11 protein-coding genes and 1 pseudogene are annotated in these 13,149 nt (G+C 61.5%); 7 read left to right on the top strand and 5 right to left on the bottom strand.

Annotated features, from left to right (window positions below; genetic code table 11):
* Positions 1–294 precede the first annotated feature (294 nt).
* From V1273_RS07865 to V1273_RS07835, 7 genes and pseudogenes are all read left to right on the top strand, one after another.
* On the top strand, positions 295–486 hold the full coding sequence (locus V1273_RS07865; protein ID WP_334367226.1) for a hypothetical protein: 192 nt from the start codon (positions 295–297) through the stop codon (positions 484–486).
* A 173-nt stretch (positions 487–659) separates the two neighbouring features.
* The gene (locus V1273_RS07860) at positions 660–1,592 is read left to right on the top strand and encodes a class I mannose-6-phosphate isomerase (RefSeq protein ID WP_334367225.1); all 933 of its coding nucleotides are present in this window, start codon (positions 660–662) and stop codon (positions 1,590–1,592) included.
* Complete coding sequence (locus tag V1273_RS07855) at positions 1,589–3,874, top strand: glycosyltransferase family 4 protein (RefSeq protein WP_334367224.1); 2,286 nt, start codon at positions 1,589–1,591, stop codon at positions 3,872–3,874. Before V1273_RS07860 ends, V1273_RS07855 begins: the two co-directional genes overlap by 4 nt.
* Positions 3,875–3,907: 33 nt before the next feature.
* Positions 3,908–5,206 carry a glycoside hydrolase family 130 protein gene (locus tag V1273_RS07850; RefSeq protein WP_334367223.1) on the top strand — a complete coding sequence of 433 codons (1,299 nt, stop codon included), beginning with the start codon at positions 3,908–3,910 and terminating at the stop codon, positions 5,204–5,206.
* Positions 5,207–5,256: 50 nt separating this feature from the next.
* A pseudogene (locus V1273_RS07845) lies at positions 5,257–5,456 on the top strand (hypothetical protein).
* 195 nt (positions 5,457–5,651) lie between these two features.
* Positions 5,652–5,900 carry a hypothetical protein gene (locus tag V1273_RS07840; RefSeq protein ID WP_334367222.1) on the top strand — a complete coding sequence of 83 codons (249 nt, stop codon included), beginning with the start codon at positions 5,652–5,654 and terminating at the stop codon, positions 5,898–5,900.
* A 48-nt stretch (positions 5,901–5,948) separates the two neighbouring features.
* Complete coding sequence (locus V1273_RS07835; RefSeq protein ID WP_334367221.1) at positions 5,949–6,083, top strand: hypothetical protein; 135 nt, start codon at positions 5,949–5,951, stop codon at positions 6,081–6,083.
* Between the two features lie 863 nt (positions 6,084–6,946).
* Here the strand turns inward: V1273_RS07835 and V1273_RS07830 are convergent.
* The 5 genes from V1273_RS07830 to V1273_RS07810 form a co-directional block, all read right to left on the bottom strand.
* Complete coding sequence (locus V1273_RS07830; protein ID WP_334367220.1) at positions 6,947–7,108, bottom strand: hypothetical protein; 162 nt, start codon at positions 7,106–7,108, stop codon at positions 6,947–6,949.
* A gap of 430 nt (positions 7,109–7,538) precedes the next feature.
* The gene (locus V1273_RS07825) at positions 7,539–7,790 is read right to left on the bottom strand and encodes a DUF1488 family protein (RefSeq protein WP_214493926.1); all 252 of its coding nucleotides are present in this window, start codon (positions 7,788–7,790) and stop codon (positions 7,539–7,541) included.
* Between the two features lie 1,777 nt (positions 7,791–9,567).
* The gene (locus V1273_RS07820; RefSeq protein ID WP_334367219.1) at positions 9,568–10,695 is read right to left on the bottom strand and encodes an FAD-dependent monooxygenase; all 1,128 of its coding nucleotides are present in this window, start codon (positions 10,693–10,695) and stop codon (positions 9,568–9,570) included.
* Between the two features lie 84 nt (positions 10,696–10,779).
* A complete protein-coding gene (locus V1273_RS07815) occupies positions 10,780–12,135 on the bottom strand; it encodes an FAD-binding oxidoreductase (protein ID WP_334367218.1) in 1,356 nt (451 codons plus the stop codon).
* Between the two features lie 23 nt (positions 12,136–12,158).
* Positions 12,159–13,142: a GlxA family transcriptional regulator gene (locus V1273_RS07810; RefSeq protein ID WP_334367217.1), complete on the bottom strand. Its 984-nt coding sequence runs from the start codon at positions 13,140–13,142 to the stop codon at positions 12,159–12,161.
* Positions 13,143–13,149 lie beyond the last annotated feature (7 nt).

Here is a 13,149-nt window from a genome sequence, read left to right as displayed (position 1 = left end):
ACAAATTGCGATTCTCCTCGCTATTCGGCAGATAGTCGCTATATCTGAAATATCACCGCGCGCCCCGGGCTATTATCGGTGACTGAGAGCGTTGCGCTCCCGCCTCAACCAAAAAGGCGGTCACATGTCAGATACCCTCAAGTTCGACCTTCGTGATTGGCTGGTGCCTCCGGTGCTGTTGCCGATCTTTTTTGCGCTGCTGATCGCTGCCGCCGTGATTCTTCAGTGGTAGTTCGCCTCAAGTGACATGCCGGCAATGGGAATCCGAGCGCTTAACAGAAAGCAGGAGTCGGAATGGCAAATACGGCGATCATCAGAGACGCGTACGGCGTTCCGGCAATGTTTGTTGATTCGAAAACCGGCAAGGATGATGCCGCCTTTGTCTTTATCAGGGTCGGCGATGAGGAGCGCCGGATGCGGTGGGCTGAATGGAATTCGCTTCCCGCCTGGACTGGCGTTCGTCCGTCCTGGGCCACCAAACACTAATCGACCTGGCAAGGTTGCTATCTGACGCCGGAGTGCCCATGTGATCATTTAGCCCGATGGGACCGCGATAACGGCGCACATCCCGTCGCGACGTCTTAGCCACGCCAATCATATGGACGGTATCGACCAACGGCATGTCGCCTCGACATGCCGTTACGGGTGAGGAAATATCTATGGCCATTGAGCATGCCGCCGTGCAGGTTGCGCGCAAACCGTGGGGGGTTGGCGATCTCCATCCATGGAGCAGCATCGACGTTGCCGGTGACCCGGTTGGAGAGTTGTGGTTTCAGCGCACGCATAAGCATGCACCTATCCCGGCCCTGCTGCTCAAGCTACTGTTCACCAGCGAGCCCTTGTCGATTCAGGTTCATCCGGACGATGGATTTGCCCGCTCAATAGGCTTGCCGAACGGCAAGACTGAAGCCTGGTACATTCTCGCAGCAGTTCCAGGTGCGCGGGTTGCGCTGGGACTGAAGCGGCGGCTCGCGCCACAGGCATTGCGCGCAGCGATCAGGGACGGCTCGATTGCCCATCTCACGCAATGGCGTCCCGTCGCGAAAGGCGACATCATCTTCGTCCCCGCCGGCACGATCCACGCCATTGGCGCCGGTATCGTGCTCGCCGAGATTCAGCAGCGCAGCGACACGACATTCCGTCTGTTTGACTATGGCAGGCAGCGCGAACTGCATGAAGAACGCGCCGTCGCTGTTTCCGACGCCGGGCCGGTTCAGAGCCAATCCGGTTCACGACGCCTCACCGCGGCTCGAACAGCTTTGATCACAAGCCGTCATTTCGTCATTGAGCGGATCGACCTGCCGGCGAATTCGAATTGGGCGCTCAATGCCGATCGGGAAACCTGGATCCTTGTGATCGAGGGTCGGGCGCGGATCGGGTTGACGAGCATGTCGGTTGGTGACGCCGTCTTCATCGAGGGCGATCGAACCGGCATCGAGGTTGGCGCGGACGGCATGAGCGGCCTGATGGCTTATCCGGGACCTGATCCCGTTGCCGCCCTACTGGAGGACGCCGGAGAGCTGAACAAATCTGCCAGCATGTCCGCCGGCCATTCGCAGAAATCAGGCGAGACTGTCGAGGTACAAGCATGACACCGCTTCGCCGCATCGCCGTAATCGGCAATTCGCTACCCCGCCGCTGCGGCATCGCAACCTTCACGACCGACCTGCAGCAGGCGATATCGACGTCACGCCCGAATCTGGAGACCTGCATCGTGGCGATGACCGATAATGGCCAAACCTATGATTATCCCAAGGCAGTCGCTTTTCAGATCCAGGCCGACAAGATCGAGGAATACATCCATGCAGCAGACTTCCTGAATGCCGGCCGGTTCGACGCGGTGTGTCTGCAGCACGAATTCGGAATTTTCGGCGGCGAGGCCGGCGGCCACATTCTCGAACTGATGTCGCGCCTCACCGCGCCGGTCGTGACGACGTTCCACACCGTGCTGGCCAATCCGACCGCCACCCAACGCGCGGTCATGGAACGCATCGTCGATGCGTCGTCGAAGGTAGTGGTGATGGCCAACAAGGGCCGCGAACTGCTGCGCAGCGTCTATCAGGTGCCGGACGACAAGATCGAGGTCATAGCCCACGGCATTCCCGACGCCGCCTTTGTCGAGCCCGATGCGGCGAAGGTCAGGCTCGGATTTGACGGCAAGCCGGTCATCCTGACATTCGGCCTGCTGTCGCCCAACAAGGGCATCGAAGTCATGATCGAAGCCATGCCATCGATTCTGAAGCGTCGCGCTGATGCGGTGTATGTCGTGCTCGGCGCAACGCATCCAAATCTGGTTCGAGACCAGGGCGAGGCGTATCGCAACAGACTGATAAGGCGGGTGCGCGAACTTGGCGTCGAAGACCATGTTGTGTTCCTCGACCGGTTCGTCGATCTGCCCACGCTGCTCGAATTCATCTCGATGTGCGACGTCTATGTCACGCCCTACCTCAACGAGGCGCAGATGACGTCGGGGACGTTGGCCTACAGCTTCGGGCTGGGGAAGCCCGTCGTCTCGACGCCTTACTGGCACGCGCGCGAACTGTTGGCCAATGGACGCGGCGTCCTGGTGCCGTTCGGCGATGCGGACACGATCGGCCTGGAAATCGCGGAATTACTCACCGATGACGTTCGCCGGCAGGCGATGTGCCGGCGCGCCTATGCGGTCAGCCGGACCATGACGTGGGAACGCACCGCCGAGCACTACATGTCGGTTTTCGAGAGTGCGTCTCAGGGTCACTGGCTCAAGGTCATCGCGTCCTCAAATGCGGCATCGCCGGAGCCGCGCAGCCCTGCGGCGCCTGATATGCAAATCGGCCATTTTCTGTCGATGTGCGACGATACCGGCCTGTTCCAGCACGCCGTGCATTCGGTGCCCGATCGCTCGCACGGTTACTGCGTCGATGACAACGCCCGCGCGATGCTTTTGGCCTGCGCTCTCAATAATCCGGGCGAGCAACCCCTCTCGGAAGCGTTGACGGCCCGCTTCGCTGCTTTCGTGCAGCATGCATGGAATCCTGATTCCCGGCGGTTTCGCAACTTCATGGGCTTCAATCGAACCTGGCTCGAAGCCAGCGGGTCCGAAGACAGTCACGCGCGAACGCTTTGGGCTCTGGGCGAAACCGCGCGCAGCGACGCAAGCCCGTCGCGGCGCCAGTGGGCTGCCGCCTTGTTCGCCGAGGCTCTGTCGACCGTGGAGACCTTTCGCTCACCCCGGGCGTGGGCGTTCACCCTGCTGGGTTTGGACGCTTATTGCGCCGTGGCTCCGGATGATCTCCACGCCCAGGAGATCCGGCATTCTCTTGCCGACAGGTTGATGTCTTGTTTGGCGTCGGTCGAAACACCGGACTGGGTGTGGTTCGAGGAAGGGTTGGCTTACGACAACGCCCGCCTGCCGCAGGCTCTGCTGATAACAGGCGCGGCGACGCAAACGCCTGAATATATGGAGGCCGGATTGAGGTCTCTGCGCTGGCTGATGACGCGACAAACGACGCCGGCAGGGCATTTCCGCCCCGTCGGCACCGCCGGCTTCGGCGAATTGCGGCAATTCCCCCGCGCCTTCGATCAGCAGCCCGTGGAAGCGACGGCGACGATCGCTGCCTGCCTCACGGCATGGCGGGCGGACGGCGATGCTGAGTGGAAAGCGGTTGCGACCCGCGCGTTCACCTGGTTTCTCGGCAGCAACGACCTGTCGGTGGCGCTGGTCGATCTGCACACCGGCAGTTGCCGCGATGGACTGCACCCCGATCGCGCCAATGAAAATCGCGGCGGCGAGTCGGTGGTGTGCTATCTGCTTGGGCTTGCGGAGATTCGCCAGCTTGCGCGCGTCAACGCCGGCCTGACCAAACCCACGGCACTCCGCGCCGTGGGTGCCTGAATTTTGCCTCCTGCTCAAGCGATCGAGGACACCGTGTCACAGGCCATCTTCCTGAACCGGCAGGCGCTTTATTTGCGTCCCGATCCCGCGCGGGTGATCGTGCGCCCGTTCAAGCCGGCGACTGAACCTCGCGATCTCAACCCGACCGACAAGACGCGTGCAAATCATATCGTCGACCGGGTTCTTGCCCTCGACTCCGAAGCCGTTGCCTCCCAGCTCGCGGACGTTCTTGAAAATTTCCTGGGCCGACACCGGAACCTGCTGGAGAGGTTTGAGGCCCGCGCAGAAGAAATGGAGGACGCTTTCGCCACGCATGGAATCTTCTCGAAGATCCAGCGCCAGCTCATTGGCGCCTATTTTCTCAATGAGTATTCGTTCGAAGCCTCTGCCTTGTTCAACCCCAGCATAGTGCCGCACCCCGACCAATCGGACGCGCCGAAAGGCGGCCTGCGCTTCATCCTCAGCCTCCGCGCCATCGGCGAAGGGCATGTATCGTCACTGACGTTTCGATCCGGCACATTCGCAGCCGACGGCAGCGTGACCGTTGATCCGACGGCGCGCCTTGCCTCGAGTCCCCGGATTTGCCATCGCGTATCCGGACCGGACGGCGACCATGTCGAATTGGTCTTCAAGCCCGAGGAAGACCTCAGCGAGCGCGTCATCTTTCCGGTCACCGCCTCCCAATCGAACGGCATTGAGGACGCCCGCTTTGTCGAATTCAGCGATGGCGGCCGAAAAACCTACTACGCGACCTATACCGCCTATAGCGGGCGAGCGATCCGTTCCGAATTGATTGAGACCCGCGATTTCATGTCGTTCCGGTTGGCGCCCTTGAGGGGCGCCGCGGCACGCAACAAGGGCATGGCGCTGTTTCCGCGCAAGATCGGCGGCAGATACGCCATGATCGCGAGACAGGACAATGAGAACCTCTACCTGATCTATTCCGACGACCTGTACACATGGGGCGGCGGTCAGGCCATTCTGAAACCGGAATTTCCCTGGGAGTTCGTTCAGATCGGCAATTGCGGATCGCCTATCGAGCTCGATGAAGGCTGGCTGCTGCTGACGCATGGCGTCGGCCCGGTGCGCAAATACTCGATCGGGGCGGCGTTGCTCGACAAGAACGACCCCTCGAAGGTGTTGACCCGCTCGCGCGAGCCGTTGCTGCGGCCCGAGCCATCGGAGCGCGAGGGATACGTCCCCAACGTCGTCTATACCTGCGGAGCGATGCGGCACAACGACCAGATCATTCTGCCATACGCGGTGTCGGACACCTTCTCCAATTTCGCGACCATCAAGATTTCGGCGCTGATGCAGGCGATGAAAAGTTGACCGCCGCCTGCCCGGCGCCAATTCGTCCGTTGAAAGGTCAGGGAGCCTGAATGAGCGAGCGACTTGAAACGCTGAAGAAAGCCCGTGAGCGCATGATCGAGGACAGGGACGCGCATGCGAAGGTGCTGGCCGCTCCTTTCGACCGGGATAAAGCCGAGCGGGCACGCAACAGTTCATCGAGATTCAGACGCTGGTCGATGCGCTGGATCGCGCCATCCGTGGAGAGGAAGTCATTTCGCCAAGAGGCTGAGCGGCGGCAGCGAGGCGCTGCATCAACTAATGCATGGCTATTTGTGGACAATGGGCGCACAGTTGCGCAATGCGAGTCTTCAGGTCGCGCTGAACGAACTTCCCGGTTCAAGCCCTGGATCCCACAGCGCGAGATGAATGCAGGCTTGGCGCCATGTCCTTTCGGGCGTCGGCTAGACTTTGAAAGGGCGAGGTGATGCCTACGCTATCGAAACTCCTGCTTGAGAATGGGTTACCCAATCTTCCGGTGTTGCTGATCGAGCCGCATCGCAACCACGGGGGAATCTGGCGCATCAAATTCAGCTATGAAACGGGCGAACCGTTCTCCATGGCTGCGACCCAGGCATCGATCATGGTTTCCCGTCTGCATGAGATCGGGGAAGTCGAACTGGCCGAAGAAATCGACGGCGCGATAAGAGTTGCGACACGCTACGCGACATTGTGAAATTCGGCGTGCAATGACGGCGTCATCATCAACCCAAAGGAGATCGACATGGCCAAGGGCGAGCAAAAAGGAAATCGGGAAGCCAAGAAGCCCAAGAAAGAGAAGATCAAGACAATAGCTGCGGCCCCAAGCCAAAAGGCCGCGGGAGGGCAACCGGGTTTCGCGTCCGGCAAGAAGAAATAGCAACGAAAGCGTCGACGTAGGGCGATACGTTGGACTGACGCGTTCGAGCGTGCGCAAAAGCGCGCTCCCGCAGGGCTGCACGATTCGGTGGCGCTGATTGGCCAATTGCTGGCGCGGCCTGCGCTTCGCGGATACGGCCTGTTCTAATGGCGGCTATAGGCTGGGTGATACCACCCGCAAAGGAAATCGGATGAAAATAACGCTCGCCGTATTGACGCTCTGCGCATGCGCGCAAGGCGCTCTCGCCGCTGGACCGGAATGCCGCACGATCGAAAGCACGAGCGGGCGACTTGCCTGCTACGATGCGGCGTCTCCTCCGAGAATACAAAAGCCTGCTGCGGTCGAAAGCGACGCGTCGCGGCCGCCCTACAAGGACCCCTTCATCGCGGAAGACGCCCGAACCACTGCTAAGCTAAAGGGTATCTGCCGCGGCTGTTGAAGATTGATGCTTTCCAGCTATGTCCGAGCGTTGCAGCAGGCCCGCTGTCAAGGGACTGAACGGGTAGCGACGCTTCTTGGTGCCCCTGCCGGAACGAGCCCGGTACTTCTTGCAGAACCCGATTTGGAGTCGCGCACGTCGACCGGTCCGCCACGGGCCGCGCTTCCGTCCGCTGTGTCTGCAAAGACTTCGAGGCCGTGCACCAGGTTGTCTTTCGCGACGGCAACGGCCGCAAGATATCCGGCATCCTCGGCCGGATGGATCTGCAAGCTACTGTTTTTCAGGGCCACCTCGATCGAGTCCACGCGTATGTAAACGGCGCTGATTTCCTGCGCCAGCCCAGGCAATCCAGGCGATAATCTGTGAGCTTTAAGGCTGCAATTGGCACTTTTCGGACCTGCCGAAGCGGCCTGGCGATGTCAGTCTAATCGGCGGGTTTTTCTTTGTCATGCGGCTCGCCACGGTTTTCCGCAGTCTGCTCAGCATCTCCGGGCTCTTTTCCCGCCATATTGCCAGGATTGAAGTGGTACTTACCTTCTGGGTTCTCGCCGGGCTGCTTCTCATTCGGGTTTTTGTTGTTGGCCATTAGGCATTCCTTTCGAAAGAGTAACAAAGCTGAACGGGACTCAAGTCGCTAAGTTCCAACGATCGTTGCAATGGCCTGCTTTGATTTGTCGAGTGGCTATTTCGGCCATCGGCCGAGTGCGGATTTCCGCTTGTGGCACGTTTGAGACATGCCGACTGGTTCTAAAGATGTCCGATTATCGAGCTGGACCAGAAGTGGCTCGGACCTCATCAAAGCAACGCGATTGACTCGGAACGGACTTTCCTCGGCCTATCGACTTGACCGGATGCAACGCGTCGACGCTAACTAGCGAGGAGAACGACGTGTCTGTTGCGCAGCAGGGCTGGTCATGTGTTACGACCATCACACGCGCTGTTGAGGCGTCGCCGCTCAACAGCTAATGGCCACGTTGTCGCTTGCGCAAGTGAGGGCGTCGAACAGCCAACCTGCATCAAGGGTTCAGATCCTCAGTGGTCACTACAACACCGCGGTCAGAGTGCCCCTCCCGCTGCAACTTCGCGAGAGCGAGATGTTCGATCTCGGCTCGGTGCCTTACAAAGATAGCGATGAGCTGTGCATAGCCTGCGTCCTTTCTGCTCATACGCTCTCTGTTCAGAAGGGCAGTCTCCGTTACCCGGCACTTTTCGATTTTGCCGCCGTACTCCACAACGAAATGGACGTAATCGCCGCCAGCAACAACCATGAGAATGGTCCTCAGACGGGGGTGAGACTAACATATGGTGGTTTGTCCGGCCCCCTACAAGCGAGGACTGCAGGAGCGCATTAATCTGCCAGCGCCCATCTTCCATAGACCGACGCGATAAGGGTTTGGGTTATGGCCACGCCCGCGCGCGTCGGCCGAATTAGCTCGCGTTTGAGATCCCTGGAGCGTATACTCTGACAATCACCGCTCCGCCTCCTGGGCATTACCGGTGACAGAGAGTGTTGCGCTCCCGCCTGTTCGAGGGAAGCATCATGCCCCAATCTCAACGCCTCTCGTCCGTCATTCCATTCGCTGCAATTGAGCGCCCTGCCTGTCCGAAGTGCAAGGCCCAGATGATGCTCGTTAGCATCGAGCCAGCACGCACCCGGGGCGTCGACTTGCAAACGTTTGAATGCGCTGTCTGCAACCAGGTACTTACGAGCTTTGCCGCGTTTGAAGACCCCACGAAGTCCAAGGGCCTTGGACGCTGGCTTCAAGGTGATTTGCACTCACCGAAGTAAGGCCCGCCGGCGTGAACCGGCGGATCCGGCGGCGCGGGACTAGCTCGCGCCCTCGTTGTCAGATCTCCTCGGTTTCAGCCTCCGGCTGGCTGCGGTAGGCGTCTCGGAGCCACAGGCGATTGAGGGAAGCGTCCGCGCTAAACGCGCGCGAGCCGCCGGGCTTCCCCAGCGGCTCAAGCGTTGCGTAGCGATGTGTTGCGACGCGCAGCGTCGCGTGGCGGAACGTTACGATGCGCCGAGGCGCGTCGCCTACCGTGATGTCGATAAGTCCTACGCGTCTTATCGACGACCCCAACATGGTGCAGTCGCGAGGCGACTACAAGACAGCGCGGCTGCCATAAAACGTGCGCCATCTGTTTGTGATGCCATCTCTTTATGATCGTGCCTAAGAAGGCCGCAACTGCCGTAACGAGATGTAACAAAACCATGTAATATAATAGACAGGCGCGTCGTTTTTCGATTGCGATGCCTGCCTCGTCCGAGCCGGTCATCCTCATCAGCGCCGACCTATTCGAGGAGATTGAGTACGCAACTATCCTCGAACGAAGGAGAACAACCCGTTTGTCGCAGTCGCCTAATCGACAACAGAAAATCGAATCTTCAAAGCCTCGGCATTGTCCGGGGCATTTGCTTATAGCCTTCTCAGTGGCGCTCGCCTCGTCGTAAGAAATGCAAGCGCGCATGTCGCCTATTGGCACCTTTGAGACATGCCCGCCTATTCTGAGAATGTCCGTTCACGGTGGAAGACCGGAAGTCACCGTGGTCCGGTCAAACGACGCGAATGACCCGGAGCAGAAGTCGCAGACCAAGACGGTCCGAACCTCTGACACGGGCACCAGCCTACGAATCCGGAGGTGAGGAGTTCAAATCTCTTCGGGCGGCCCACGCCCGACGGATGATGGGCACTACGTCTACGCTATAGCACTCTAATCCAGTCGATTCTTGCCATCTGAATAGCATAGCGCCCTAACCCACGAATATTTGCGGGACGACCGACCACGGAATCTCGCTGACTTAGCCAGGCTCGATAAGGATGTCTTGGGGTTTCGCATGATCGTTGCCGCAATCTCCACGATTCCATTCCGTGTGTTCGGCAGGCGTAGATACGCCGCCGCTAGGTGATAGTGACCTGCATCAGAAGAAAAACCATCAGGGGGCGAAGTGTCCAGGTGCAAAGATTTCGGACCAATCAGGTAGGCTGCACGGCGCTCGGGTGAGATCTTGCGCTTCCTTCGCGGGAGGAGGCATCTCATGGGTTATGGAAGAGCCAGCAGCGGCCGATAGTTGGCCCTGTAAAGCCGGCCCGACAGCAGGCGCACGAACACGTCGCGCATCGTCGGAGGAAGACTGCGCAGATGGTCTCGGCGATCGGTCTGTTGGTGCACCCACCCCACACGCGCTGATCGCCTGCGGACGAACTCGGGGACGACTTCCGATGCGGCGCCCGCGCGCGAAACAATCTCAGCCAGGACCAGTGCATCCTCGAAGGCCATCGCCGCGCCGCACGCCATGTTGGGCGACATCGCATGGGCTGCATCGCCGATCAGCACGACGCGTCCTTGGCCATAGCATGGATGCGCGACCTCCTCGATGGCCGAGAAATGGATCGGGTCGGCTGGCTCGAGCCGGGCAAGAACCTCGGGAATCGGACTGGCGAAGGCGGCGAAATTTTCACGGAGTCTTTCGATGCTCCTTTGCGCAGGATCATGGATGGACCGGGCACTGGCCTTGTCCGCGTAGCAGTATGCCAGTTCATTGCCGATTGGCAGCATCAAGAATGCGGACTGCGGGCCAAGAAACACCGTCCAGCCTTCGAGACCCGGCGGCCGACGAACAATGAAACGCCATCCCACCTGGCCGCGAAACTCGACGCCTGATTCTCCGTACTCCAATTGCCGAATGGACGACCGGATGCCGTCCGCGCCCACGACGAGGTCGTAGGTTTCGCAGGAGCCGTCGCTCAGCTGAACCCGGACGTGATCCTCATGCTGCCGAAGCGATTGAACCGTCACGCCGAGTCGAATGTGCGAGCCTGCCGCCTGTTTCGTGAGCAGCTTGTGCAGATCGCTGCGCGCGATCCCGATACATGGGCCGCATGGCTCCCAGAATGCTCCGGCGTCGATCGAGGCGAGGCGCGTGCCTCGATGGTTGAACAAGCGTTGCGTGCGGATGACGCAGCCGTCGCGTGCAGCGTCGTCGGCGACTCCCAGAGCCTGCAGGGCGCGCGTTGCGCTACCGATGAGGTACAGACCGGTGCCGGGCGCTGTCCGGTCGCTCCCCCGCTCGACGATGGCGGCCGACAGCCCCCGCTGACGCAGGGCGATCATCAGCGCCAAGCCTGCCAGTCCGCCACCGACAATCAGCACGCGCTCGACCTTGGCCATGAGTCGTGCCTCAGGTCGCCTGACGGTGCGTTGCCAGGAAGGACTGGACTGCTATGTTGTAGGCCAATGCGTGCTTCTCGTGCATCAGATGCGATGTTCCGCGACGTTCTGGTTGCCCCTGAAGAAGTTGTCCGGGTCGTACTTCGCCTTGACGGCCACGAGCCGGTCGAAGTTCGCGCCGTAGGCGGAGCGAACGCGGTCGACCTCGTCGTCACCGAGGTTGTTCACGTACACCGCGTCCTCCACCCACGGCCGCAGTGCAGCGTGCAGCTCGCGCGTCCAGCGAATGTTACGCTCGTCGTCGGCGGAATCGTCCCACTGCGTCAGCAAGAGACAGTCCCACTGGTCGTGACGATGCGCGAACGCCGTCTCTGTCGGGGACACCCGCGCCGCCTGCCCGTGCATCTGCTGGAGACCGACCTGTGTGTACGGCGAGGGGCAGGTGGCCGTAAACTCGACCAGCACGTCGATCGCGCCCTGCTCGAGACGGCGGAGGAAACTCGCCTTCCAGTAATGCCGGCGACCGCGTGGAAACGCGCCATCACCGCCCCGCTGCAGATCCACGAAGCCCATGGGGGCGATGCCGTCGGCGACCGGACTGTCAAGTGACCGCAGCGGCTTGAGCAGCCGCTCACCGACGTCTAGCGGACCGATCCACGCGACATTGACGCCGACCACCTTGGTACCGTCTTCCACGGTGAAGAACCCGGCGTTGAGGCTCAGCTCGTCCGGGCAGGCGCGCGCGAACTCGTCGTAGAAGGGCAGCACGTGCTTGGCGCGGGCAAGCGGCCATGCTATTCCGCCGCCCACCACGGGTCCAACCTCGTGAAGGCGGTACTCGAAGGAAGTGACCACGCCGAGGTTGGCACCCCCGCCGCGCACCGCCCAGAAGAGGTCGGGATGTTCGGTGGGGGCGGCGACCAGCAGGCGGCCGTCGGCGGTCACGATGTCGACGGATTCGAGATTGTCGCACGACAGACCGTGCTTGCCTCCGAGCCACCCGATGCCGCCGCCCAGGGTCAGACCGGCGATCCCGGTTGGGGAGACAATGCCGGTGGGCGTGGCTAGGCCGAAAGCCTGACAGTCGCGGTCGAGGTCTTCGAGGGTCAAGCCCGCCTCAGCGCGGGCCCTCCGTCTCACGGGATCGACGCGGCAGCCCTTCATCCGCGAGAGATCGATCATCAGCCCGCCGTCGCACACCGCTTTGCCGGACACGTTGTGCCCACCGCCCCGCACGGAGATCTCGAGCGCCTCCGCCCGCGCAAACCCGATGCAGGCGACCACATCGGCCGCGCTCGCACAGCGAGCGATCAGGGTTGGCCGCCGGTCGATCATGGCGTTGAAGATCCGACGGGTAGCGTCGTAGTCGGCGTCCTGGGGAAGCAGGATGTCGCCACGAAGCGTGGAGCGGAAGTCGTCGAGCGCGCATTGCTTGATCATCTTTGTTTTCCTTTGAGAATCTCCTACGACGCGGCCGTCGTGCTGAAGCGGCTCCGGTAGCCCTTCGGGCTCACGTCCAGCGTTCGCCGAAAGGCCACGCGCATCGTTTCCTGGCTCCCGAACCCGCACGTGGTCGCGACGTCCGGAACGCCGCGCGATGTCTCCTCAAGGAGCCGCCGGGCCGCCTCCACGCGCACGCGCTCCACGAAACACCCCGGCGTCATGCCCACCTCGCGCACGAACACGCGGAAGAAGTTGCGCGGGCTCATGTTCACCCGGCGCGCGAGCGCTTCCACGGAGAGGTCGGCGCCGGGATGGTCGAAGACCCAAGCCTGCATGTCGCGGAGCGGCTGGCGATCAGCAATCTGCGTGGAGAGCTGGACGCTGAACTGCGCCTGGCCTCCCGGCCGCTTGAGGAAGATGACCATCCACTGGGCCACTGCCAGGGCCACGCGACGGCCAAAGTCCTCCTCCACCAGCGCCAGCACGAGATCTATGCCCGCCGTGGCGCCGGCTGATGTGTAGACACTGCCGTCCCGAACGTAGATGGGATCCGGCTGGACCCTGACGCCAGGAAAGCGCCGCGCCAGGTCGCCGCAAAAGGCCCAGTGCGTCGTCGCACTGCGGCCCTCCAGGAGCCCCGCCTCAGCCAGGACGAACGATCCCGTACAGAGCCCGACCACTCGCCGGGTCCGCGGTGCCATGCGCGCCAGCCAGCGCACGAGCTCCGGGTCGCGCCTCGCGTCGTCGGGCCCGTCGACCCCGGTGACGATCAGAGTGTCGACGGGACCACGGACGGCGCGGTACGACCGATCGACGACGATCCGCAGCCCCGGCCAGGCACAGACAGTCTCGACCGGCGACACCACCTCGACGGCGTAGCCCGCCTCGGATGCACCGGTATGGCTGGCATGCTCGTTGACGGCATAGAAGATGTCGAGGATGCCACCCACGTCAACGACCTCGTTGCAGGGCATCGCGACCACTACCACACGCGGCTTAGCCATCGCCACC

It is taken from the genome of Bradyrhizobium sp. AZCC 1721 (genome assembly GCF_036924715.1).
Classification (GTDB): Bacteria; Pseudomonadota; Alphaproteobacteria; order Rhizobiales; family Xanthobacteraceae; genus Bradyrhizobium.
This window is presented reverse-complemented; position numbering and strand designations above follow the sequence as displayed.